The 23,788-nt window shown below is 71.8% G+C and carries 22 protein-coding genes; 9 read left to right on the plus strand and 13 right to left on the minus strand.

The window, feature by feature from the left end:
• The first annotated feature begins 210 nt into the window (after positions 1–210).
• Entirely contained in the window at positions 211–978 is a 768-nt protein-coding gene (locus JFN87_RS22855; RefSeq protein ID WP_209342797.1) for a DedA family protein, read from the plus strand.
• 580 nt (positions 979–1,558) lie between these two features.
• Here JFN87_RS22855 and JFN87_RS22860 read toward each other — a convergent pair.
• Genes JFN87_RS22860 through JFN87_RS22880 form a run of 6 tightly spaced genes read right to left on the minus strand, consistent with a single transcriptional unit; the run spans position 1,559 to position 8,428 of the window.
• Positions 1,559–2,515, minus strand: a complete 957-nt coding sequence (locus JFN87_RS22860) for a S66 peptidase family protein (protein ID WP_209342798.1) — start codon at positions 2,513–2,515, stop codon at positions 1,559–1,561.
• Positions 2,512–3,630 (minus strand): ABC transporter ATP-binding protein, encoded by a 1,119-nt coding sequence (locus JFN87_RS33790; protein WP_372449272.1) that lies wholly within the window; start codon positions 3,628–3,630, stop codon positions 2,512–2,514. The genes JFN87_RS22860 and JFN87_RS33790 overlap by 4 nt, the downstream gene beginning before the upstream one ends.
• Positions 3,516–4,541: an ABC transporter ATP-binding protein gene (locus JFN87_RS33795; RefSeq protein WP_245180953.1), complete on the minus strand. Its 1,026-nt coding sequence runs from the start codon at positions 4,539–4,541 to the stop codon at positions 3,516–3,518. Before JFN87_RS33795 ends, JFN87_RS33790 begins: the two co-directional genes overlap by 115 nt.
• On the minus strand, positions 4,538–5,452 hold the full coding sequence (locus JFN87_RS34405) for an ABC transporter permease (RefSeq protein ID WP_209342800.1): 915 nt from the start codon (positions 5,450–5,452) through the stop codon (positions 4,538–4,540). The genes JFN87_RS33795 and JFN87_RS34405 overlap by 4 nt, the downstream gene beginning before the upstream one ends.
• Positions 5,449–6,510: an ABC transporter permease gene (locus JFN87_RS22875; protein ID WP_307865564.1), complete on the minus strand. Its 1,062-nt coding sequence runs from the start codon at positions 6,508–6,510 to the stop codon at positions 5,449–5,451. Before JFN87_RS22875 ends, JFN87_RS34405 begins: the two co-directional genes overlap by 4 nt.
• Positions 6,503–8,428 (minus strand): ABC transporter substrate-binding protein, encoded by a 1,926-nt coding sequence (locus tag JFN87_RS22880; protein ID WP_245180954.1) that lies wholly within the window; start codon positions 8,426–8,428, stop codon positions 6,503–6,505. The genes JFN87_RS22875 and JFN87_RS22880 overlap by 8 nt, the downstream gene beginning before the upstream one ends.
• 222 nt (positions 8,429–8,650) lie before the next feature.
• Between JFN87_RS22880 and JFN87_RS22885 the strand changes: the two genes are divergently transcribed.
• Entirely contained in the window at positions 8,651–10,180 is a 1,530-nt protein-coding gene (locus JFN87_RS22885; RefSeq protein WP_209342801.1) for an N-acyl-D-amino-acid deacylase family protein, read from the plus strand.
• A 5-nt stretch (positions 10,181–10,185) separates the two neighbouring features.
• Positions 10,186–10,980, plus strand: coding sequence for a serine hydrolase (locus JFN87_RS22890; RefSeq protein ID WP_209342802.1), 795 nt, complete (start codon positions 10,186–10,188; stop codon positions 10,978–10,980).
• 62 nt (positions 10,981–11,042) lie between these two features.
• On the opposite strand, the gene JFN87_RS22895 is transcribed toward JFN87_RS22890, so the two are convergent.
• Positions 11,043–11,978: a LysR family transcriptional regulator gene (locus JFN87_RS22895; RefSeq protein WP_209342803.1), complete on the minus strand. Its 936-nt coding sequence runs from the start codon at positions 11,976–11,978 to the stop codon at positions 11,043–11,045.
• A gap of 181 nt (positions 11,979–12,159) precedes the next feature.
• Positions 12,160–13,119: an aldo/keto reductase gene (locus tag JFN87_RS22900; protein ID WP_209342804.1), complete on the minus strand. Its 960-nt coding sequence runs from the start codon at positions 13,117–13,119 to the stop codon at positions 12,160–12,162.
• Positions 13,120–13,323: 204 nt separating this feature from the next.
• Between JFN87_RS22900 and JFN87_RS22905 the strand changes: the two genes are divergently transcribed.
• Both JFN87_RS22905 and JFN87_RS22910 read left to right on the plus strand, forming a co-directional pair.
• Complete coding sequence (locus JFN87_RS22905) at positions 13,324–14,169, plus strand: helix-turn-helix domain-containing protein (protein ID WP_209342825.1); 846 nt, start codon at positions 13,324–13,326, stop codon at positions 14,167–14,169.
• Positions 14,166–14,369, plus strand: a complete 204-nt coding sequence (locus tag JFN87_RS22910; protein WP_209342806.1) for a DUF397 domain-containing protein — start codon at positions 14,166–14,168, stop codon at positions 14,367–14,369. Before JFN87_RS22905 ends, JFN87_RS22910 begins: the two co-directional genes overlap by 4 nt.
• A gap of 25 nt (positions 14,370–14,394) precedes the next feature.
• Here the strand turns inward: JFN87_RS22910 and JFN87_RS22915 are convergent, their stop codons facing one another.
• From JFN87_RS22915 to JFN87_RS22935, 5 genes are all read right to left on the minus strand, one after another.
• On the minus strand, positions 14,395–15,222 hold the full coding sequence (locus tag JFN87_RS22915) for a transglutaminase-like domain-containing protein (RefSeq protein ID WP_307865566.1): 828 nt from the start codon (positions 15,220–15,222) through the stop codon (positions 14,395–14,397).
• Positions 15,223–15,299: 77 nt separating this feature from the next.
• Positions 15,300–16,199: an aldo/keto reductase gene (locus JFN87_RS22920; protein WP_209342811.1), complete on the minus strand. Its 900-nt coding sequence runs from the start codon at positions 16,197–16,199 to the stop codon at positions 15,300–15,302.
• Between the two features lie 208 nt (positions 16,200–16,407).
• The gene (locus JFN87_RS22925) at positions 16,408–17,049 is read right to left on the minus strand and encodes a nucleotidyltransferase domain-containing protein (RefSeq protein ID WP_209342827.1); all 642 of its coding nucleotides are present in this window, start codon (positions 17,047–17,049) and stop codon (positions 16,408–16,410) included.
• A 13-nt stretch (positions 17,050–17,062) separates the two neighbouring features.
• Positions 17,063–17,299, minus strand: a complete 237-nt coding sequence (locus tag JFN87_RS22930) for a DUF2277 domain-containing protein (RefSeq protein ID WP_209342813.1) — start codon at positions 17,297–17,299, stop codon at positions 17,063–17,065.
• A gap of 32 nt (positions 17,300–17,331) precedes the next feature.
• Positions 17,332–18,477 carry a LacI family DNA-binding transcriptional regulator gene (locus JFN87_RS22935; protein ID WP_209342814.1) on the minus strand — a complete coding sequence of 382 codons (1,146 nt, stop codon included), beginning with the start codon at positions 18,475–18,477 and terminating at the stop codon, positions 17,332–17,334.
• A gap of 193 nt (positions 18,478–18,670) precedes the next feature.
• Here JFN87_RS22935 and JFN87_RS22940 point away from each other — a divergent pair, with 193 nt between their 5' ends.
• The 4 genes from JFN87_RS22940 to JFN87_RS22955 all read left to right on the plus strand — a co-directional run.
• Positions 18,671–19,990 (plus strand): ABC transporter substrate-binding protein, encoded by a 1,320-nt coding sequence (locus JFN87_RS22940; RefSeq protein WP_209342815.1) that lies wholly within the window; start codon positions 18,671–18,673, stop codon positions 19,988–19,990.
• Between the two features lie 33 nt (positions 19,991–20,023).
• The gene (locus JFN87_RS22945; protein WP_245180955.1) at positions 20,024–21,088 is read left to right on the plus strand and encodes a carbohydrate ABC transporter permease; all 1,065 of its coding nucleotides are present in this window, start codon (positions 20,024–20,026) and stop codon (positions 21,086–21,088) included.
• Entirely contained in the window at positions 21,085–21,996 is a 912-nt protein-coding gene (locus JFN87_RS22950; protein WP_209342816.1) for a carbohydrate ABC transporter permease, read from the plus strand. The genes JFN87_RS22945 and JFN87_RS22950 overlap by 4 nt, the downstream gene beginning before the upstream one ends.
• Before the next feature lie 116 nt (positions 21,997–22,112).
• Positions 22,113–23,788 (plus strand): glycoside hydrolase family 3 protein (locus JFN87_RS22955; RefSeq protein ID WP_282961649.1); only part of this gene is annotated, 1,676 nt, incomplete at its 3' end.

A 23,788-nucleotide genomic window follows, 5' to 3' on the forward strand; every position in this document is an offset into this window, starting at 1 on the left:
GCGTGTGCGGCCGCGCCTGCCCCGCGCGGGCGCGGCCGCACACGCTGTGAGCGGCGGATGAACGCCGTAAGTCTCGAAGTGGACAACATCACGCACGCCGCGCGAACTCGTCACAGGCCCCGGGCGTACGCTGTATAGCCGGTGGGCCGCTCCTGCCGCTCCCCTTGCGACACCCGCGGCGACGAGACGCGATCGGGGAAGTAGGCGCACGTGCTGGAGAGTCTTGGGCCGCTGGCGAGCAGCCCGTGGATCTACGCCGTCGTGGCGCTCTCCGTGCTCCTCGACGTCTTCGTGCCGGTCCTGCCGAGCGGTGTGATCGTGGTGACGGCGGCGACCGCGACAGCCGCGGGGTCCACCACCGTCGCGCAGGCCGCGGACAAGGTGTCGCACCTGACGCGCCTGGCGCACGAGTTGCCCTCCCTGCTCCTCCTCGGCCTCTGCGCCACCACCGCGTCCGTGCTCGGCGACCTCGTCGCCTTCCGGCTCGCGAGAAGCGGCAGCACGCGCCTCTCCGCCGCCCTGAGCCGCTCCAGGCGGCTGACCAGGGCCCACGAGAGCCTCGGCAGGGCGCTGGCGGCGGGCGGCGGCCTCCTGGTCGTGATCGCGCGCTTCGCGCCGGCCGGCCGGTCGGTCATGTCGTTCGGCGCGGGCACCTCGCAGCGCAGGACGAAGGAGTTCCTGCCGTGGTCGGCGCTGGCCGGCGCCGCCTGGGCGGTGTACAGCGTCGGGCTCGGATACTTCGGCGGGCAGTGGCTCGGCGCGAGCTGGTTCGGCACGTTCCTCTCGGTACTGGCGCTGTTCGGCGCGGGCGCGGTCGCCGCGTACGTGGTACGCCGCCGCCCGGCCGCCCGCGCGGCCGGCGCCGACGTGCGCGTCATCGGCTGCGACCCGGCGCCGCCCCCGGCCACGCCCGCACACCAGGCCGGGACCACGGCCCCGACCCCCGACGAGCAGCCCCGTCCGATCCGCGCCGCGTAGGCGGCCTGGCGACCGCTTCGGGGGCCCGCCCGAGCCACGCGCACACGAGGCGGTGCCACGGCCCGCTGCCGTCTTCCGCGCCGCGTTCCCCCGGGGGCTGAGCACGGCCGGTCAGCACGGCGCGCCGCGTAGGCCCGTCGCCCGCCTTCGGGCGCCCGCCCGAGACGCGCGCACGCGAGGCGGTGCCACAGCCCGCTGCCGTCTTCGCGTCCCCGGAACACCGCCGCCCCACGCCGGGCGAGCAACCCCGGCCGACCCTCGCCACGTAGGCGGCCCCGCGACCGCTTCGAATGCCGGCCCGAGACGCGCGCACGCGAGGCGGTGACACGGCCCGCTGCCGCCCTCTACGTTTCGGCGGGGGCTCCGGGCACGCGGCAGGCGTCCCCGGGGGGCCGGATGCGGCCCAGGACGGCGCGCCCCAGGAGGCCGCCGCCCGCGCAGGACGAGCAACCCCGACCGATCCGCGCCGCGACGGCGGGCCTCTGGAACCCGGCCGCAGCGGCCCCGACGAGCGGCTCCCGGCCGCACGACGGCCGGTTCGGGCCGCGCGGGCCCCGGCGGCCGGGCCCCGGCGGCGGGGTCAGCCCAGCAGCGCGGGCTCGGGGTCGGTGAGGACCTGGTCGAGGAACGTCAGCCGTGCCCCGTCGGCGTCCAGCCGCGCCCTGACGCCGATCGGGTACGTCTGCATCCGCGTGTTGTGCCCGATGTTGACGCCCGCCAGCACCGGCACGCCGAGGTCGCCGAAGCGCTCCGCCAGCATCCGGTCGACGTGGGCGGGGTCCCCGCACTCGGTGAACGTGCCGAGGACGATCCCCGCGACCCCGTCGAGGTAGCTCTTGGCGCGCCTGATCTGGGTGACGATGCGGTCGATACGGAAGGGCAGTTCGTCGACGTCCTCGAGGAAGAGGATGGCGTCCTGCGCCGGGTACGACGTCTCGGTGCCGAGGCTCGCCGCTATCAGCGTCGCCGTGCCGCCCAGGGTCAGCCCCTCCGCGATGCCGGGGACCAGCGTCCGTGCGTCCGGGAAGGTCAGTTCCTTGACCTCGGACGGCGTGTACAGCAACTTCATGAGCTGCGCGAAGTCGTACTCCGCCGGGCCCTCCCAGAAGCCGCCGCACGCCACCATAGGACCGAACAGCGAGACCCAGCCCAGCTTGGCGGCCAGCGCCTCCAGCAGCGCCGTCACGTCGGAGTAGCCGACGACGACCTTCGGGCGCGCGGGGTCGATGCGGGCGAAGTCGACCAGTTCGAGCGTGCTCTGCGAGCCGTAGCCGCCGCAGGCGAGGAACACGCCGGCGTAGGTGGGGTCGGACAGGGCGCGGGTCAGGTCCGACGCCCGCAGCTCGTCGTCGCCCGCCAGGTAGTCGTAGACGCTGCCGGCGTCGCGTGCCGAGCCGAAGACCTCGGGCACCAGGCCAACCGACCGCATGGCCGCGAGGCCGGACTCCAGGTGCTCCTGGTCGTCCACGGGCGAGCTGGCGCAGATGACGGCGACGGTGTCACCCGGGCGCAGTGCGGGCGAACGAAGCAGGGTCATGCGTTCTCCAGGTGTGTCGACGTGAGGAGGTGGCAGGCGGCGCACGAGGTGTCGGGCGCCAGCACGGGCAGCTCGCGGCGGTCGCAGGCGGCCGTGGACCGTTCCTCCGGCGTGGCGGCGGCCCAGCGCCCGCAGCGCGGGTGGAAGCGGCATCCGGACGGGATGGCCGTGGGGTCGGGCGGCTCGCCGGTGAGGAGGGTGGGGTGCCAGTCGTCGGCGCCGGTCGGTACCACCGACAGCAGCGCACGGGTGTAGGGGTGCTGCGGGCGCAGCAGCACCTCCTCGACGGTGCCCTGCTCGACGATACGGCCCAGGTACATCACGGCCACCCGGTCGGCGATGTTCCAGGCGAGGCCGAGGTCGTGGGAGACGACGAGGGCGGACACGCCGAGGTCGTCGCGCAGCCTCAGGATGAGTTCGAGGATCTCGCCGCGCACCGACGCGTCCAGCGACGCCACCGGCTCGTCCGCCACGATGACGGAGGGGTTGAGCGCCAGCACGCCGGCGATGACTACGCGCTGCTGCTGACCGCCGGACATCTCGTGCGGGTAGCGGCCGAAGTAGTCCTCGGGCGGGCGCAGTCCTGCGCGCGACAGGGCCTGGTGCACGGTGAGCGGCAGCCCGTCGGTGAGGCCGTGCAGGCGTGGCCCCATGGCCACGGCGTCGTAGACGTTCTGCTTGGGGTTGAGGGCGCCGCCGGGGTCCTGCAGGACGAGCTGGGTGTGGCGCCGGTAGCGTTTGAGGCCCCTGGCCGTGTAGTCGAGCGGTGTGTTCTCGTAGCGCACCTCGCCGCCGGTCGGCTTGACGAGCCCGACCAGCGCGCGGGCCAGTGTGGACTTGCCGCACCCCGACTCGCCGATCAGCGCGACGATCTCGCCCTTCCCGACGCGCAGGTTGACGCCGTCGACGGCGCGTGCCGGGCCGCGTCCGCGTGACGGCGGGTAGACGACGGACAGTTCGCGGGCCTCCAACGCGGCGGGGGCCTGGCCGGGTTCGCTGGTCACTGCTCTCCTCCGTGCTCGGGCAGCGTCCTCAGGCACGCGGCCGAGCGGCCGGGCCCCGCGGGCCACAGCCGCATGTCCTCGGTGTGGCAGGCGGGCAGCACCTCTGGGCAGCGGGCGGCGAAGTCGCAGCCCGCCCGGGTGTCCGACGGCCGTGGCGGGTCGCCCTTGAGACCGGCAGGGGCACGCCGCGACGCCGGGTCGCCGATGGTGGGGAACGCCCGGGACAGCGCCCTGGTGTAGGGGTGTTCGGGATGCCGCAGGACCTGTTTCGACGGGCCGAGTTCGACGATCTGCCCCGCGTACATGACGGCCAGCCGGTCGCAGGTGTGGGAGAGCAGCGACAGGTCGTGCGTGATCATGATGACGGCGATCCGCGATTCGCGGACCAGATCGGCCAGCAGCTGGAGGATCTGCGCCTGGACCATGACGTCGAGCGCCGTGGTGGGTTCGTCGGCGATGATCAGCTCGGGGCGGCAGGCCAGGGCCATCGCGATCATGACGCGCTGCCGCTGGCCGCCGGAGAACTCGTGGGGGTAGCCGCGTACCCGCCTGGCCGGGATGCCGACGCTGTCGAGCAGTTCGGTGGCGCGGCGTTCCGCGGCCTTCGCCCGTATCCCGTCGTGCACGACCATCGGTTCGACGACCTGGTCGAGGACGCGGCGTACCGGGTTCAGCGCGCTCATCGCGCCCTGGAACACGACGGACGCACCGGCCCAGCGCACCGCGCGCAGCCGTACCCATCTCGTGGTCAGCAGGTTCTCGCCGCGGAAGAGCACTTCGCCGTCGACCCTCGCCCCGCGGTCCTGAAGACGCAGCAGGCTGAGCGCCATCGTCGACTTGCCGCACCCGGACTCCCCGGCGACGCCGAGTGTGTCGCCGGCGGCGAGGCTGAAGTCGACACCGCGCACGGCGGGTACGTCGCGGTCGCCGAGGCGGTAGGTGACGTGGAGGTCGCGCACCTCGAGCAGTGGTGTGTCCTCGGTGGTCGTTCTGCCGGCGGCGTCCGCCGTCTGGGTGGTCAACGCCTGTCCTCCGTCCGCGGGTCGAGCACGTGTTCCACGGCGCGTCCTGTGAGCGTGAAGCCCAGCACCACTACGAGGATCGCGAGGCCGGGAGGCAGCACGTACCACCAGGCTCCGGCGGTGAACGCGCCGTTGAAGAAAGCGTTGTTGAGCATCTCGCCCCAGGTGATGGAGGCGGGGTTGCCGAGGCCGAGGAAGGTGAGGGTGGCCTCGGACAGCAGGGCGCCGGCGACCGTCAGTGTGGAGGAGACCAGGATCAGCGGCGTCACATTGGGCAGCACCTGCCGCACCATGATCTGCCAGTCCCCCGCCCCCAGCGCCCGCGCCCGTTCGACGAACGGCCGCGCCTCGACGGCCAGTGTCTGCGCGCGGATGAGGCGCGCGGTCGCGGTCCATGAGGTGACCGCGATGGCGATGGTGATCGACGTCTCGCCCTGGCCGAGCACCGCCGCGAGGGAGATGGCGAGCGGCAGGCTGGGCAGCGCGATGAACCAGTCGGTCACGTGCATCAGCGCGCGGCCGACGAAGCCGCCGTAGTGCCCGGCGACGATGCCGACGCCGGCGCCGAAGACGACGGTCAGCGCGGTGGCGATGACACCGACCCGCAGGCTCTCGCGCGAACCCCAGACCAGCAGGAGCAGCACATTGCGTCCCGCCTGGTCGGTGCCGAGCGGGTAGTGGCCGCTGGGCGCGGCGAGCAGCGGCCCGTCCGCCTTGGTGACGTCGAGCTGGTCCGGGCCGATGAACAGCGGCGAGACCAGCGCGAGCAGGATGAACAGCACGAGCAGCACGACACCCGTGACACCGGACGGGCGGTGCGCGAAGGCACGGACGAAGCGGCGCGCCCCCGCGAACCTGGGCGGGACCGCCACCGCCGCCTCCTGGGCGGCCACGGCCTGCGCGGCGCTCACTGGGCGCGCACCCGGGGGTCGAGGAACCGGTAGGCGAGGTCCGCCAGGAGATTCATGATGATCACACTCGCACTGAAGACGATGAAGGTGCCCTGGAGCAGCGGCAGGTCGGGGATCTTGAGCGCCTCGTAGGTGAGGTCGCCGAGGCCGGGCCAGGAGTAGACCGCCTCGACGGTGACCGCGCCGCTGATCAGCATCCCGAGGTGCATGAAGATCATGGTCACGGAGGGGAGCATGGCGTTGGGCAGCGCGTGGCCGCGGCGCACGTGGGCGTCTCTCAGGCCCTTGGCGCGTGCGGTCAGCAGGTAGGGGCTGCCCTTCTCCTCGATGATCGAGGACCTCATGATCGTCACGTACTGGGCGTAGGTGACGAGGACCATGGTCAGCGCGGGCAGCACCAGGTGCCGCGCGACGTCCACGTAGTGCGTGAACCCGGTCTGCGGCAGCGACGGGTCGCTCATGCCGCCCGCGGGCAGGAAGCCGTGGATCGGGCCGATGCCGACGCTGCACACCATCAGCAGGATCATGCCCAGCCAGAAGGTGGGCACGGACCAGAGGGTGAGTGACGTGGACGAGGTGATGCGGTCGAACACACTGCCCGCGCGCCAGCCGCTGCGCTGGCCGAGCCACAGCCCGATGACCACGGAGATGGCGAACGAGGTGCCCATCAGGAGCAGTGTCGGACCAATGTGGCTCAGTGTCAGCGACGCCACCGACCGCTGGTACTCCCACGAGTAGCCGAGGTGGCCGTGGAGTGTGTCGTTGACGAAGTCGAGGAACCTCAGCCACAGCGGCTTGTCGAGGCCGAGCTGGACGCGCAGATGGGCGAGTTGGGACTCGCTGACGGGCCGCCCGCGTGTCATCGTGCGCACCGGGTCGGACGGCATCATGTTGAACAGGACGAAGCCGATGACGAGGGTGACGGCGAAGCTGACGACGGCGGCGGCGAGTTTGCCGGCCAGGTAGCGCGCCCAGGGCATGCCGGGCGAACGCCGCCGCTTCGGGGCCCGCGCTTCCACCTCGGCGGCCCGTTCTGTGGTGATGACGGGATTACTCACGGTCGTCGACTCCCGCCCTGTGCCGGATGATCGCGGCGCCCGCCCCGAGGACGATGACCGCGGCGGCTATGCCGAACCACAGGCCGATGCCGCCGGCGGAGTAGTGGCGCTGGGCCGTGGGAGCCGCGTCGAGGTAACTCCAGAACGAGCTCTGTGCGGGGTAGAAGCCCTGCGCGTCAGGCGTGCCGGTGTTCATGCCGGTGACCTTGGAGGACGTCGCGATCTTCTGCCTCTTGTTGTAGAACATGATGTCCACGTCGGCGTCGTAGAGGATCTTCTGCATCTTGCCGACGATCCGCGCACGCTGCTCGGGGTCGAACTGGCTCTGCTGCTGCCCGAAGAGCTTCTCGTATCGCGGATCGCAGAAGAACGAGTCCGTGTTGCCGCCCGTTCCCTGTTCGTTGGGGAGGGTGGTGCAGCTCTGGATGCCGAGCATGTAGGTGGGGTCGGGGCCGCTGGTCCAGGCGTCGATCAGCATGTCCCAATCCCCCTTTCCCAGGTCGCTGTTGAGTGCGGACATGCTCATGGGGTGGATCACCACCTTGATTCCGATGTCGCCCAGCCAGCCGGCGATGTAGGGGGCGAACGCCGCGTCCTCGGACTCGTCGGAGTGGATGCCGAGCCTGAGCACCAGCGGCTTGCCGTTCTTGGGGTCGACGCGGATGCCGCCCCGGCCCCGCCGGTAACCGGCCTTGTCGAGGAGCTGGTTGGCCTTGTGCGGGTCGTACTTCTGCTCCTGGCCTGGCGGCGGCTTCCACACCCACTGCGACCAGGCCGGTGGCAGGTAGCCCTGGCCGACCGTGCCGTAGCCGTCGAGGACCTTGCCGACCAGCGTCTTCTTGTCGATGCTCAGCGCGATCGCACGCCGCAGCACCGGGTCCTTGAGGGCCGGGTTGCCGGTGCCGATGGGCTTGCCACCGCGGGTCCTGGCGCCGGGGTTGAGTTCGAGTCCGTTCCAGCCGTTGCCCGCCGCCTGCACGGTGTGCACCCCCGAGGTGCGTCTCAGCGACGTGAACTCCGTGGCGTTGACACCGCTGATGTAGTCGAGCTGCCCGGACCGCAGTGCGGCGACGGCGCTGTCACTGGTCTTGTAGAGCCGCTCGATCAGGTGGCCGTACTTGGGCGCGCCGAAGACGAACGACTTGTTCGCGTCGAGCGTCGCGTACTGGTCGGTCTTGTATCCGGTGAGTGTCCACGGGCCGTATCCGACCACGGGAAAGGAGTCGTTCTGGTAGCTCTTGAGGCCTTTGACGTGCGACTTCCAGATGTGTTCCGGCACGATCGGGATGCCGTAGATCGGGACGCTCACGTAGGTGAGATCGGCCTGTGGCTGGTTCGTCGTGATGACCAGTGTGGTCGGGTTCGGCGCCGACACGGACTCGAAGTGGGAGACGAGCGTGCCGTTGGCGGTCGCCGCCACGTCATTGGTCATGATCAGGTGGAAGGTCCAGGCGGCGTCGGCGGCCGTCAGCGGCTTCCCGTCACTCCACTTGAGGCCTGGGCGGATCTTGAACGTCCACGTGCGGTGGTCCTTCGACAGCGACCAGGACGTGGCGAGGTAGGGGCCGGGCTTGCCGTTCTTCTCGATCACGGTGAGCGTCGGGTAGATGGCGCCGAAGAGGTCGAGGGAGCCGTTGAAGTACGACACGAACGGGTTGAGGGTGTCGACCCCCGAACTGTCCATCGCCACGCGGAGCGTCTTCCCGGCGGCGGACCTCGTGGACGCGGTAGCCGGTGACGCGGAAGCCGGTGACACGGAAGCCGGTGACGCCCGGCTCGGGGAGGCGGCGGCCGCGGAGCCCGTCAGGCCCAACAGGCACATGGCACAGGCGATCGCGAACGCCAGGACCGCGCGCGGTCCGCGCACCCGGAGCGTGCTCGTGGGCGCCGTGGCGGCGGTGTCCTCGACGGCGGTCATGTGCGCTCCTCGTTCGACTGGCCCGGAGGGTCGACGTTCGGCTGGCCCGGTGGGTCGACATCGTGGCGGCTGGGGCGGCGCCTGCCGCCCGGCGAAGAAGAAGTGATCGGTGAGCGGCGAGGTTTTCGGTGCTCGGCGCGGCAGGCCGCCGGCGCACTGCACGCTGGCTCCGCGCGTCCAAGGGATGGAGACCCCGGCGTGGACGCTCCAGCGAGGAGGCACATGAACGCCCACTTCGACCTGCTGATCCGGGGCGCGGACATCGCGGACGGGACAGGCGCGCCGCCTGCCGCGGGCCAGATCGGGGTCACCGACGGCCGGGTACGCGTCCTGCCGCCCGGCGCCCCGGCCACCGCCGACCGGGTCGTGGACGCCCCCGGACACGTCGTCGCGCCCGGCTTCATCGACGCCCACACGCACTCCGACGTGACGGCCCTCGACCCGGCCGGGGAGCTGCCCGCACACTCCGCCGTGCTCCAGGGCGTCACCGTCGAGGTCTGCGGCAACTGCGGCGACAGCGCGTTCCCGGGCCCCTACCGGGACTTCGGCGCGTTCGCCCGCGCGCACGCCGATGCGGGCCGCTCGAACCACCTCGCCTCCCTCGTTGGCCACGGCACACTGCGCGAGGCCGTGGCCGGCCAGGACGCCCGTGCCGTCACCGTGGACGAACTCGCCGCCATGTGCCGGGTGTTGGACGACGCGCTCGACGCGGGCGCCGCGGGCCTGTCGACCGGCCTGATCTACACGCCCGGCTCCTACGCCGACACGGCGGAGGTCACCGCGCTCGCCGCGGTCGCGGCCCGGCACGGCAAGCCGTACGTGACGCACCTGCGCGACGAGATGTCCGGCGTCGAGGAAGCGCTGGAGGAGGCGGTGCGGATCGCCCGCGAGAGCGGCGCGCCGCTGCACGTGTCGCACCACAAGACGGCGGGCCGCCACGGCTGGGGCGGCACCGAGCGCACACTGCCGCGCCTGCACCGGCTGCGCGCCGAAGGCATGGACGTGACCTGCGACGTCTACCCGTACACCGCGGGCAGCACCTCCCTCGCCGCGATGCTTCCGCCGTGGGCACACGACGGCGGGGAGGCCCGCCTGCTGGAGCGGCTGCGCGACGCCGAACAGCGGGCCGGGATGCGCGCCGCCATCGCGGACGGCGTGCCGGGCTGGGAGAACACCGTCGGCAACGGCGGCTGGGACCGCATCTCGGTGGCCGGGGCCGCGCGCCACCCCGCGCTGCACGGGCGGACCATCGCGGACATCGCGTACGAACGCAGGTCCGACGCCGTCGACGTGGTCGCCGAGCTGCTGCTCGCCGAGGACGGCGACGTGACGATCATCAGCCACTCGATGCGGGAGGACGACGTACGACGCGTGCTCACCGCGCCGTTCACGATGATCGGCTCGGACGGTGTGCCGAAACCGGGACAGCCGCATCCGCGCTGGGCCGGTACGTTCGCCCGCGTGCTCGGCCGCTATGTGCGCGAGCTCGGCCTGCTCGGCCTCGCGGAGGCCGTCCACAAGATGACGGGCGCGACCGCGGCGCGCTTCGGCCTGGCGGGGCGCGGTGTGCTGCGCGACGGGTGCCACGCCGACCTGGTGGTGTTCGACCCGGAGACCGTCGCCGACCGCGCCACCTTCTCCGACCCGCTGCCGGGCCCGAGCGGGGTCAGGCTCGTCGTGGTGGCGGGCGCGGTGGTCGTGGAGGACGGGGAGGTCACCAAGGCGCGGCCGGGCCGGGTGCTGGCATGCTGAGCGGCGTGCTGCCACCCGACCTTCCCGGCACGCTGTCCGTCTCGGTGCCGGGCGTGCTGGAACACCGCCCCGACGAGGTGCTGCCGCTCGCCAGCGTCGGCAAGCTGCTGCTGCTCACCGAGGTCGCCCACGGCCTGACCTGCGGCGGCCCGAACGGAGGCGGCCCGGGCGGAGGTCGGCTGGACGCGGCCGAGCCCGTCGACCTGCTCGACGAGGACCACTGCGGCGGCTCCGGGCTGCTGACCCGGTTGTCGGTGGGTCGCCTGACCATCGCCGACCTGGCGACCCTCACGGCGGCGGTGAGCGACAACACCGCCACCAACGCGTTGATCCGCCGGGTGGGCCTGTCTCGTGTCAACACGAGGGCGGAGGCGCTCGGGCTCGTCCACACCCGCGTCCTCGACCGGATCCGGGAGCCGCGGCTCCCGGAGCACCCGCCCACCTTCGCGGTCGGCACCGCGGCGGAACTGTCCGCCCTCGCGGGACGCATCGCCGCCGACGAGCCGTGGGCGCGCCTGCTGCTCGGCTGGATGGCCGGGTGCGGCGACCGGGCGATGGTCCCGGCGCTCATCCCGCACGACACCGAGGACGCCACGGTCCGCGACGTCCCCAGCCCGTCGCTGTGGGTCGCGAACAAGACGGGCACGGACGAGGGGGTGCGCTGCGACGTCGGCGTGGTCCGCGGCGCACGTCAGGTCTGCTACGCGGTGCTCGCCAGGTGCGCGCCGGGCGACGAGTTCGCGATGGTACGGGCCATGCGCGCGGTCGGCGCGCGGATCGCGACGGCGGCCGCGGGCTGAACGCGCGGGCCGCGCGCCCGCGGGCTGCGGGGAGTCGTCAGCTCGCGGCCTGAGGGGATTCGTCAGCTCGCGGCGATCCCGGCGAGGCGCCCGGCGGCCAGCAGGTTGGACGCGGCGCTGCCCAGGTAGGCGGTGAAGCTGCTCAGCACCGGATTCGGGTTCTCCGGACGCCAGGCGACGCCTATCTTCCGGTACAGCTTCGGCCCGGAGACGCGGCTGGTCTGCACACCCGTGGTGTCGTTGATGCCGAGGCCCGGCACCAGCGCGATGCCCATGCCGGCCCGCACGAGCCCCACGATCACCTCGTAGTGGTCGCTGCGGCAGCGGATGTGCGGGACGAAGCCCTCAAGCGCGCACGCCCGCTCCAGCACGGACAGGACGGGCGTGCCCGTGCCGAACGACGTGACCCACTGCTCCCCCGCTAGCTCCACCAGCCGCACCTGGCTGCGCCTCCCGGCGGGGTGCCCGGCGGGGACGACCAGCAGCTGTGGCTCGTGGAAGAGCACCTTCACTTCGACGCCATCGGGCGGGACCCACGGGTCGAGCCCGTGCTCGAAGACGACCAGCGTGTCGATCGCGCCCTGCTGCACGCCGAGGGCCAGCTCGTGCGGCTGCCCCTCGACGAGCTCGATCTCGACGCCGGGGTGGCGGCGGGAGAACCGTGACAGCGACTGCGGCAGCAGCTGATAGCCGGCCGACGCGAAGAACCCGATCCGCAGGTGCCCGGAGTCGGCGCGCGACTGCGCCCGCAGGTCACGCTCCGCCGAGTCGAGCAGGGCCAGCACCTCCTGCCCGCGCAGCGAGAGCCGCCGCCCCGCGGGCGTGAGCCGCAGGCTCTGCGCGCTGCGCTCGACGAGGCTGATGCCGGCGTCCTTCTCCAGCTGGGCCAGCTGATGCGACACCGCGGACGGCGACAGCCGCAGCTCGCGCGCGGCCCCGGCGATACTCCCTGCCTGGTCCACCGTGGCCAGTACGTGCAGGCGGTGCGTGTTGAGCATGGCGGCAGACTATGACGCCGACGCCGGCCGGGGGCAGGGGTCGGACGCCAACTTCCATACATTCCGCAACACCTTGAAGAGACCCCGTTTCAGGGCGCTCACCAGCGCCCGAGCCGCCGAGCCCCTCCTTCCGGAACGGGCGGCGGGCGGTGGGCGCCGTGCTCCCGTCCCCCGTTCCCGGTCAGGACGAGGCTGCCGTCAAGGCCTCCAGCTCCGCGTCCGACAGGCTCAGATCTTGCGCGGCCAGGAGCGCCGGCAGCTGCTCGACGGTGCGTGCGGAGGCGATCGGCGCGGTCACGGTCGGCTGCTGCCCGAGCCAGGCCAGCGCCACCGTGGCCATCTCCGCCCCGCGCGCCGTCGCGATCCGCTCCAGCGCGTCGAGCACCTGCACGCCGCGTTCCGTGTCCGCGTAGCCACCGGCGAGTCCGGGAAAGTCGCGCACGTTCTCGATGCTCTTCCCGGGACGGTACTTGCCGGTCAGGAAGCCGGAGGCGAGCGCGAAGTACGGAACGCAGGCCAGCCCTTCGCGCTGCACGACATCCCGCCGCGCACCCTCGTAGGTGTCGCGCGAGACGAGGTTGTACTGCGGCTGCAGAGCGACGTAGCGGGCCAGCCCTTCGCGATCGGAGAAGGCAAGTGACTCGGAGAGCCGCTCGGGGCTGATGTTGGAGGTCGCGATGGCACGCACCTTGCCGGCCTTCACGAGATCGTCGAGAGCGCCGATGGTCTCGTCCACGGGGATGGACTCGTCCCGGTCGAAATGGGTGTAGTAGAGATCGATGTGGTCGGTGCGCAGCCGCCGCAGGGACTCCTCGGCGGCGGCCTTGATGTTGGCGGCGGAGAGGCCCATGAACTCCGGGTGGTCGCCGACCTTGGTCGCGACGACCACGTCGTCGCGGTTGCGGCGGCCGGCGAGCCACTCGCCGATGATGCGCTCGGACTGCCCAGGCTCGTTGCCCTGCTCGGGGAAGTAGTTCATGTACGAGTCCGAGGTGTCGATGAAATTGCCGCCTGCGGCGAGGTAGGCGTCGAGCACGGCGAACGACTGGGTCTTGCCGGCGGTCCAGCCGAAGACGTTGCCGCCCAGGCAGAGGGGCGAAACGAGGAGGTCGGACGAGCCGAGGGGGCGCAGTTCAGTCATGCCATGTCCAACGAGTGCTCGTGTGCCCGAAGTTCCGGGCTCACCGGGAAACCGCTGTTGTACGGGTTCTGTACGGGCCGGTTGGCCGTGCCCAGGGAGGCACACACCGCGTTGAACCATGCCCCGGCGCGACGAGTGGACGAGGAGCGCCGCGGACCGGGCTCGGCAGTGCACGCGGCGACGGGAAGGGGCGTGACGGCGGCGATGCGGGAGACACACGACAGGCGCACGGCGAACAGGACCGACGAGAGCGGACTGCCGGGCGCGTGGTCGGCGTACGGCAGGCTCCTCCAGCACCTGCGCAAGCAGCGCGGGCTGAACCAGCAGGCGTTCGGCCAGGCCATCGGGTACTCGTCGGAGCAGGTCGCCTCGGTCGAGCAGGGCCGACGCCCGGCGAAGGCCGCCTTCACAACAGCGGCTGACCGGGTGCTGGAGGCGCGCGGAGCCCTGGAAGCACTTCAGGACGAGGTGGACCGCGCGAAACTCCCCCGCTTCTTCCGAAACTTCGCACTCATCGAGGCGGAGGTACTGAGCCGCTTCTCCTACGACCCGCTGCTGGTACCCGGCCTCTTGCAGACGGAGGCCTACGCGCGGGCAGTGTTCGCTGGACACTGCCCGCCGCTGAACGAGGAGATCATCGACCGGCGCACGGAGGCGCGGGTCAGTCGCCAGAAGCTGCTGAGCAGGGTGCCCCTTGCCGAACTGTCCTTCATCATCAGCGAGGAGGCGCTGCGCGATCCCGTTGGCGGCCCTGAAGTAGTGCGCGGGCAATGGCGGCGCCTGCTGGAGCTCGGCACGCTACGGAACGTGGAAGTACAGATCCTGCCTGCCGGACAGGGATTCCATCCGGGCAAGAACGGTCCCTTCGTGGTCGTGCAATCGCATGAGCACCACCACCTCGGGTATTTCGAGTCCCAGGGAGTCGGCTGCATCGTCCAAGATGCCGACGACGTCGCCGCCTTCGGCCTGCGGTATGGCAAGCTGCGGTCGCAGGCGCTGAACGGCGAGGAGTCTGCGCGGCTCATCGAACGGCTGGTGGGAGAGACATGAGCGGAAAGCGAGTATCCGAAAGCGCGGACGAACTGCGCTGGTTCAAGAGCAGCTACAGCGGATCGGACGGCGGTGACTGCGTGGAGGTGGCCGCAGGCCAGGATGCCGTGCACGTACGGGACTCCAAGGCGGCGACCGGCCCGGCGCTGCGGCTCGGCCGCGACCAGTGGACTGCGTTCGTAGCACACGCGGTGCGGTAGCGCGGCCAGGGACGGCGGGCCGCCTTCAGGCGATCAGGTGGCGCGGTACCGCCAGGTCCTCGTGGGCGAAGAGGCCCAGGAGATCGGACGGTTCACCGTCGGAGCAGGCGGCAGCCACATCGTCGATGAGCCGGTCGTAGTCGGGTCCCGTGGCGCCGTCGTACGCGGCCGTCATGCGGCCCCACTCGTCCCAGGGCAGCATCTCGTGCTTGCAGAGCGCGGCCAGGTCGCGCACCGCGTTGCCGCTGATCTCCGCCGGCCCCCAGGCGTCGTCCGTCCCCGGCACCCCGAACCGGTGCGGATCGACGAGGCCCTCGCGGCACCGGGCCCAGGCCTCACCGCCCGTGAGGAACTCGTCCGGGCCCAGGTCCTCGGGGTGCGCCACGTAGCCGTGGCCGAGGTGCTCGGTGTCCACGCGCACCCAGCGGGACGCGTCGTCCTGCCAGTACTCGGTGATCCAGTGGTCGGCGCCGCGCCCCTGGAGGAAGCACATCCCGAACCCGCACCTGGCCCGGGCCGCTACGCCCCGGAGCCGCAGGAGGGCGCAGGCGAGGGTGGCGAAGTGACGGCAGGTGCCCACGACGCGAGCTTCGGGCTTCCGCGCGAGGTGGAGCGGGGCGGGGTCGAGAGCGGTGAGCGCCGCGACCAGCGCACTCGCCGGCCGCACGTCCTTCTCCGCGAGGCGATGCTCGGCGACGCCCAGAGCCGAGGCGTCACCGGGCTGGATGAACAGGGCCTGCACGGCGGCGCAGACACCGACGGGGTCATCGGGCAGGCCGTCCGCCAATGAAGTCTGGTCGGGAGCCAGCGTCGTCAGCGGTCCTGCACTGGAGTAGTCGAGCTCGGTGGGCACGAGCCTCATGGTAGATCCGGCCTCTTCTGCGTGTGTGCGTTCGGACCGTACTCATGCGGGGATGCGTACGGGCTGCGTCAGAATTCGCGGTGGCCTGTCAGGTCGAGCAGTCGGAGCTCCTCCGCCGTCAGCCGGAGCGTACCCGCCGCCACGTTGTCGGCGAGGTGTTCCGGGTCGCCCGTCCCCGGGATGACCAGCACGTGGTCGCCTTGTGCGAGGGTCCAGGCGAGGCGGACTCGGGCGGACGAGACGCCGTGCTCGCGGGCCACGGCGCGAACCTCGTCACGCTCGACCCGAACGGCTCCGGCCTCGCGCCCTTCCCCCGCGATGGAGAAGAAGGGCACGAACGCGGTGCCCTGCGCCCTGCACACTTCGAGCATCTCGTCCGCACCCGGTGCGTCGATGGCATACCGATTCTGGACGCAGACCACTGGCGCGATCTCCCGAGCCTCGGCAAGGTGCCGCGGTCGGGCGCCGGAGATGCCGAGGTGACGGATGAGACCGGCGTCGCGCAGCTCGGCGAGAGCGCCGAAGTGTTCGCTGACGGATTCCTGTCCCATGACGCGCAGGTTGACGAGGTCGAGGTGGTCACGGCCCAGTTGGCGCAGGTTCTCTTCGACCTGTCCGCGCAGTTGGTCGGGGCGTGCCGGGGTTGACCACTTGCCGTCGGGATCCCTCACCGGACCGACTTTCGTGGCTATGACGAGGTCGTCCGGATACGGGGACAGCGCCGTATTGATCAGTTCGTTGGCGGAACGCAGAGGTGAGAAGTAGAAGGCCGCAGTGTCGATGTGATTGACACCGAGTTCGACTGCGCGTCGGAGCACGGTGATGGCCTGGCCGCGGTCCCTCGACCCGCCTGGGCGAAAAGCGGCTCGGGCGGCCAGGCGCATGGCGCCGAGACCGATCCGGTTCACGGTGAGGTCACCAAGCCTCCACGTGCCGGCAGCTGCCGCTGCGTGTTCGTGCGACGTCATCCTCATCAACTCCGTCCCGGTCGACCGCCGTTCTGAGGGGTTCAGGGGGCGGCGGCCCTGGAGTATGCGCAGACCGCGGATGCGGAAGGAAGGCGCGGAGTGCCGGGTGAATGTCACACCGTGACACGGAATCCCGCGTGCTCGATGCGCGTTGTCACAAGTGGAGCTTGCGTGCACACCGATCGCGCCCGCACCTCATCGTGTGCCGCTACAGCTCCGCGATCCAAGGATGTCCGGGGTGCACGCGGGTGAGCAGCCCGGCCAGGGTCTCGCGCTGCGGCGGGGCCATGTGCGGGACCGTCGCCTCGAAGTCCGCTTGGTCCTTGCCGCGGAGGTGCTTGGCCTTGAAGAGCAGGGCCAGTTCGGGGGCCAGGTACGGGACGCCGTCCCGGGTGTGGTGGACGATGTCGCGGTAGGGAAGCCGGATGGCTTCGTCGCGTCGGCAGATCCAGGTGTCGCCGTCGTGCGGTTCGCGGAACACGTCGAGAAGGTAGTTTCCGGTGGCCGGGTCGCGGAGCCATGTCTGGTGCACGGCGGCCAGCGCCTCCGGTGGGGCGTCCTCCCAGATGTGGCCGCTGCCCGCCGCGTCGAAGACGTATTCCGGGAAGCGGCGGCGGACCGCCGGGAAGCTCGCGGCCGGCACGGCGATCTCGATGTCTCCGTGAGCGCGCGCCTGCCCGCCGCGGAACAGGTCGAGCGCCCAGCCCGCGGCCACGTACCAGGGCGTGCCGATCCCGGCCATCCGCCGCGCGACCTCGTGCGGCGTCCAGCAGGACGACCACCTGGTGTGCAGGGCCTCGATCTCGCCGGGCGACAGCTCGATGCCACCGCTCGGCAGTTGCTCGCTCACCGCCGGGCAGCCGTCATCCACGGGCCGCGGCGGAGCCGTGTGCGCCGCGGACCTCCAGGTCGGCGAGGAGGCGTGCGGTGGCGTCGGTGATCTCGGCCACCGCGCGGTCGAAGACCTCGCGGTTGTGTGCGGCCGGGGCGCGAAAGCCGGAGACCTTGCGGACGTACTGGAGCGCGGCCGCGCCGATCTCCTCCTCGGTGGCCTCTTCGGGGAGCACGGGCGGACGGAGGGTCTTGATGCTGCGGCACATGTCTCCAGTGTGCCGCGTGGTGCCCCCCGCGGTCAGCCCCGCGTGCCCGCGGAGTCACGCGGCGCGCGTGTGCTGTCCCGTACGACGAGGCGCGTGCCCAGTTCGATGCGGGTCTCCGGGCCCGCGGCCGTGCCCGCGAAACCGTCCGAGCCCACGCGGCCGTCGGAACCCCCGCGGCCGTCCGGGCCCACGCGGCCGTCCGAGCCCACGCGGCCGTCGGGCCGCGCCTGGCCGCGGTCGCCGCGCAGCCGCAGCAGCATCTGCGCCGCCTCCTCCGCCATCCGCTCAAGCGGCTGGTTGACGGTGGTGAGCGCGGGGCTCGACCACTGGGCCAGTGGTATGTCGTCGTAGCCGACCACCGAGAGGTCCTCAGGCACCTGCAGCCCCAGCAGGCGTGCGGCCTCCAGCACGCCCAGCGCCTGGAGGTCGCTGCCCGCGAAGATCGCGGTGGGGCGGTCGGGCGCACGCAGCAGGTCGAGGGCGTGCTCGCGGCCCGCCGCGACGTGGAAGTCGCCGTAGCGCACGAGCGCGGGGTCGGGCGTGAGGCCGGCCATGCCGAGCGCCGAGCGGAAGCCGTCGAGGCGGGCGAGGGAGCAGAGCATGTCCTCGGGGCCGGTGATCATCGCGATCCTGCGGTGGCCGAGGTCGATGAGGTGGCGGGTCGCGGCGAGCCCGCCGGCCCAGTTGGCGGAGCCGACCGAGGGGACGTCGGGCTCGGGGTCGCCCGCCGGGTCGACGATGACGAACGGGATGGCGCGCGACCAGAGCTTCTTCTTCAGCTCGTCCGGCAGCGTCGAGAAGACGAGTACGACTCCGAGGGGACGGCGGCGCAGCACGCCCTCGACCCAGTCGGCGCCGGGCGAGTGGCGGGTGCCCGTCTCGGTGAGCACCACGCTCATGCCGCCCTGCTGGGCGATGTTCTGCACGCCCCTGATCAGCTGCATCGACCAGATGCTGTCCAGCTCGTGGAAGACGATCTCGAGGAGCGGCGCCTCGGGCGGTGTCGGAGCGGAGCGCCGGTAGCCGTGTTCGTCGAGGAGTTCCTCGACCTTGACGCGCGTGGGCGCTGAGACGTCCGGCCGCCCGTTGAGGACCTTCGAAACTGTCGAGAGCGACACCCCGGCTTGCGTCGCCACCTGGGCCAGGGTGGTCCGGCCCGCGCTCCTGTCATCTGCCATGGCAGAAGGATAGAGCACCGCCGTTCGGTAACGGTTTGATTGCGGCCACGCGGGCGGGCACTCACGACTGTTGACGGTTTCGCGCGCCGACTCTACGGTCCCACGCCATAGAGCTTTCGGTAATATTACCGACACTTTCGGAGGGGACTTCATGCGGATGTCGACGCGGAAGCGGATACCGACACGGACACCGATGCGATCCGCCCCGGCCGCCAGGGCGCGCATCACGCGCACCGTCGCCTGCGGCGGAGCCGCCCTGATGCTCGGCACGTCCCTGACCGCGTGCGGCGGTGGCGGTTCGGGATCGGGCGGCGGCTCACAGGAGTTCCACGTCCTCGTCTACGGCGACGCGGGCAACAAGGTCGAGAAGAAGATCGTCGCGGAGTTCAACAAGACGTCGAAGGTCAAGGCGGTGCTCGACACCATCCCCGGCGCCGACTACCAGCAGAAGCTCCAGACGATCATCAACACACCGCAGGCCCCCGACGTGTTCTACAACTGGGGCGGCGGCTCCATCCGGCCGTACGTCAAGGCCGGGCTGCTGATGCCGCTTGACGACGTCTTCCCGAACGACCCGAAGATCGGCGACCACTTCCTGCCGTCCGTCTACAACACCGCGAAGATCGACGGGAAGGCCTACGGCATCCCGATGCGCGGGACGCAGCCCGTGCTGCTGTTCAGCAACAAGAAGGTGCTCGCCGACGCGGGCGTCACCGCGCCCAAGACGTGGGACGACCTGCTGACGGACGTGAAGAAGCTCAAGGCCAAGGGCGTCACACCGATCGCGCTCGGCGGCGGCGACAAGTGGACCACCATGATGTGGTTCGAGTACCTCTACGACCGTGTCGCGGGCCCCGGCCTGTTCGAGAAGGCCGTGTCCGGGGACAAGAGCGTGTGGGCGAGCGCCGACAGCAAGAAGGCGCTGTCGATGTTCCGGCAGCTGGTGGACGCCGGCGCGTTCGGCTCCAACTACGACTCGGTGAAGTGGACGGGCGGCGGCTCGGCGCAGCTCCTCGCCTCCGGCAAGGCCGGCTTCGAGCTGATGGGGTCGTGGGAGTACTCCACGCAGAAGGAGAACAGCCCCGACTTCGCGGCGCACGGCCTCGGGTACACCACGTTCCCGAGTGTGGCCGGCGGCAAGGGAAACACCGCCGACCTGGTGGGCAACACCAACAACTTCTACTCCGTGATGAAGAAGACCAAGCAGCGCGCCGCCATCGCGAAGTTCCTCAAGCTCATGTACTCGGACGACTTCGTCAAGGCGCAGCTGTCGATCGGCAACCTGCCGACCACCACGAACACCGACAAGTTCCTCGACTCGACGGGTGACCCGGCGTACGCGAAGTACCAGCTGAACCTGGTGTCCAAGGCCCCGTCGTTCCAGGTCTCCTGGGACCAGGCGTACCCGCCGTCCCAGATGACGGCGATCTACCAGGCCGTCCAGGAGTTCACCGACGGGAAGATCGACGCCGGTGCCTTCATCAAGGACATGCAGGCCCTGGACGCGAGCTGACGGCGGCGGACGGAGACGGAGGCGGATCCCGACATGACGCCCGCACAACCCGACATGACGGCACCGGGGCCCGGTGCGACGTCCGCGGCCACAGGCGCCGACTCCGGCTCCGGCTCCGGCTCCGGTTCCGGCGGCACTCGTCGCCGCGCCCTCCGGGGCGACCGGTCCCGGGGCGGGGCCGGCCGGGGCGCGGGCGGCCCCGCACGCAGGAGCGCCGCCGCCCGCGGCACCGCACGTCCCGGCATCGGCTGGGCGCTGCCTGCCGTGGTGTTCTTCGGCCTGTTCGCGCTGGTCCCGCTGGTGATGGTGGCCGTGCTCTCGTTCACCAGCTGGAGCGGGCTCGGCTCGCCGTCCTTCGCCGGGCTCACCAACTGGACGAAGCTGTTCCACGACCCGGTGATGATCCAGAGCCTCTGGCTGAGCGTGCTGCTCACCGGGCTCGGCGTGGTGGTGCAGACACCGCTGTCGATCCTGATCGGGGTGTGGGCGGCGGGACCGCAGCGCGGGCGTGCCGTGCTCGCGGCGGTCTTCTTCGTCCCGCTGCTGCTGTCCGTCACCGCGGTGTCCGTGCTGTGGCGCGCACTCCTCGACCCCAACTTCGGTGTGCCGGCACAGGCCCGCTGGCTGTTCGGCGACGGCGACCTGTTCGGCTCGCGCACCGGCGCGATCGGTGTACTGGTGCTGGTGAGCGCCTGGCAGTACACACCGCTGCACTCGCTGATCTACCAGGGGGCGACGCGCGCGATCCCCAAGGTGCTCTACCAGGCGGCCGCCGTCGACGGGGCAGGGCGGGTACGGCAGTTCTTCCACATCACACTGCCGCAGCTGCGCAACGCGATCGTCACGTCGGTGATCCTGATGGTCGTCGGCGGCCTGACGACCTTCGACTCGGTGCTCATCCTCACCCAGGGCGGCCCGGGGACCGACACCACGATCACGGCGTTCTACATGTACGAGAAGGCGTTCAAGAGCTTCGACTACGGGGCGGGCGCGGCGATCGCGCTGCTGCTCGTGGTGGTGGCGACGGCGATCTCGCTCGTGGTGGTGCGGCTGTCGGGCTACGACCGGATGGCCGGCACGCAGGAGGGACTGTCATGAGTGCGACGGTAGGGCCCCCGGCCGCGGGCCCCCGTACGGCGCGGTCCGCAAGGCGGGCGGCGCGGCGGGCGGACGCGGCGGGCAGCGCGGTCGGCAGCCGGCCCAACTACCTTGCGGGCGCGGGCGCTTTCCTGTGGCTGTGCGTGGTGGGCCTGCCGGTGTACGTGATGCTCGGCGCGTCCGTGCGCACCAAGCCCGACTACACGGCGGGCGGCCCGCTGTCGCTGCCCGGCACCTTCGGATTCGGCGCGTTCACCCGCGATTTCTCCAGCGGGTTCGGCAGGTACTTCCTCAACACCGCGGTGGTCACCGTGAGCGTCGTGGCGATCGTGCTGCTGCTCGTGCCGCCGCTGGCGTTCGCGATCGTACGCAACAGGGGGCGGGCCACCTCCGGTGTGTTCCGGCTCTTCCTGCTCGGGCTCGCCGTGCCCGCGCAGGCCGTGATCGTGCCGATGTTCTACCTGATCAGCAAGGCCGGGCTGTACGACAACCTCATCGGTGTGATCCTGCCGACGGCCGCGTTCTGCCTGCCGGTGTGCGCGCTGATCCTCACCGGGACCATGCGGGACATCGGCGCCGAGCTGTTCGAGGCGATGGCCATCGACGGCGCCGACACCCGGCGGGTGTTCTTCCAGCTCGTGCTGCCGCTGTCGAGGGGCGGCCTCTCGACGATCGTGGTGTTCTCCGCGCTCCAGGCGTGGAACGGCTTCCTGTTCCCGCTCGTGCTCACCCAGTCGGAGAGCTCCAAGGTCCTCACCCTCGGCCTGTACAACTTCCAGACGCAGTACGGGACGGACATCCCCGCGCTGCTCGCCGCGGTGGTGCTGTCCACCGTCCCCGTCCTGCTCGTCTACCTGTTCGCCCGCAGAGCGCTCGTCCAGGGGCTCATGGGAGTCGGAGGAAAGTGAACGAGAACCTGACCCTGCCCGGCGCGTCCGAGACGCACACGGACCGGGGCTCCGGCGGCGTGCCCGAGGCACTGCTCGCGCGCCGCGCGGCCCGGGTGGCGGAGCTGATCGCCGCCATGACTCTTCATGAGAAGCTCGCCCAGCTCTACGGGCTGTGGGCGGGCGCCTCGTCCGACGGCGCTGAAGTCGCCCCGCACCAGCACGAGATGGAACGGCCGCCGACGCTCGACGAACTGCTGCCCACCGGACTCGGCCAGCTGACAAGGCCGTTCGGCACGGCGCCCGTCGACCCGGCGCTCGGCGCGCTGTCACTGGCGCGCACGCAGGCGCTGATCGCGAGCAGGAACCGGTTCGGTGTCCCCGCGCTCGCGCACGACGAGTGCCTGGCCGGGTTCGCCGCCTGGGGCGCGACCGCCTACCCCGTGCCGCTGTCCTGGGGCGCGTCCTTCGACCCGGAGCTGGTGCGGGAGATGGCGGAGGCGATCGGCCGCGACATGCGCTCGGTCGGCGTCCACCAGGGGCTCGCGCCGGTGCTCGACGTGGTGCGTGACGCCCGGTGGGGCCGCGTCGAGGAGACGATCGGCGAGGACCCGTACCTGGTCGGTGTCATCGCGACGGCGTACGTGCGCGGCCTGGAGTCCGCGGGCGTCGTCGCGACGCTCAAGCACTTCGCGGGCTACTCGGCCTCCCGCGCGGGCCGCAACCTCGCGCCCGTCAGCATGGGCGCGCGGGAGCGGGCCGACGTGGTGCTGCCGCCGTTCGAGATGGCGGTGCGCGAGGGCGGTGTGCGCTCCGTGATGCACGCCTACACCGACACCGACGGTGTGCCGTCCGCGGCCGACGCGGGGCTGCTGACCGGCCTGTTGCGGGACGAGTGGGGGTTCGAGGGCACGGTCGTCGCCGACTACTTCGGTGTGGAGTTCCTGCGCACCCTGCACGCGGTCGCCGCGGACGACGGCGAGGCTGCCGCGACCGCGCTCGCGGCGGGCGTGGACGTCGAGCTGCCGACGGTGAAGACGTTCGGGGCCCCGCTGCGTGAAGCGGTGGAGGCGGGCCGGGTGCCGGAGGCGACGGTCGACCGCGCGCTGCGCCGCGTCCTCACGCAGAAGGCCGGACTCGGCCTGCTGGACGAGGACTGGAGCCCGGTGCCCGAGGCGCTGGCGGGCAGCGCGTGCGCCGAGGGCGGAGCAGGTGATCCGGCGGACCCGGGGGCGGTGGAGCGGCTGCGCGGGACGGTGGACCTCGACACGCCGGCCAACCGGGACGTCGCCAGGCGCCTCGCCGAGGAGGCGGTGGTGCTGCTGTCGAACGACGGAACGCTGCCCCTGGGCGCCGGCCCGGCGGCCCCGCCCGCAGCCGGGCGGTCCCGGGCCGGGGCGGCCCTGGCCGGCGCGGAGACCTCTGTCGGCGCGGAAACCTCTGTCGGCGCGGAAACCCCGGCCGGCGTGGAGACCCGGACCCACGTGGAGACCCCGGTCGGCGCGGAGACCCGGACCCACCTGGAGACCCGGACCGACGTGGAGACCCCGGCCGGCGTGGAGACCCGGGCCGGCGGGGGAAGCCCGGCCGGGGCGGGAAGGCGGGGCGGGGTGGGGAGGCCCGCCGGGGCGTCCTCGCCGGCCGGGTCGGAGGGGCGGGGGTCTGAAGTCCGGTCGCCCGTGGTGTCGGCAGGCCCCGCCCCCCCCGGGAAGAGGGGGGGGGGGGGGGGGGGGGGGGGGGGGGGGGGGGGGGGGGGGGGGGGGGGGGGGGGGGGGGGGGGGGGGGGGGGGGGGGGGGGGGGGGGGGGGGGGGG

Origin of the sequence: Streptomyces montanisoli, from assembly GCF_017813245.1 — a bacterium.
Lineage (GTDB): Bacteria > Actinomycetota > Actinomycetes > Streptomycetales > Streptomycetaceae > Streptomyces > Streptomyces montanisoli.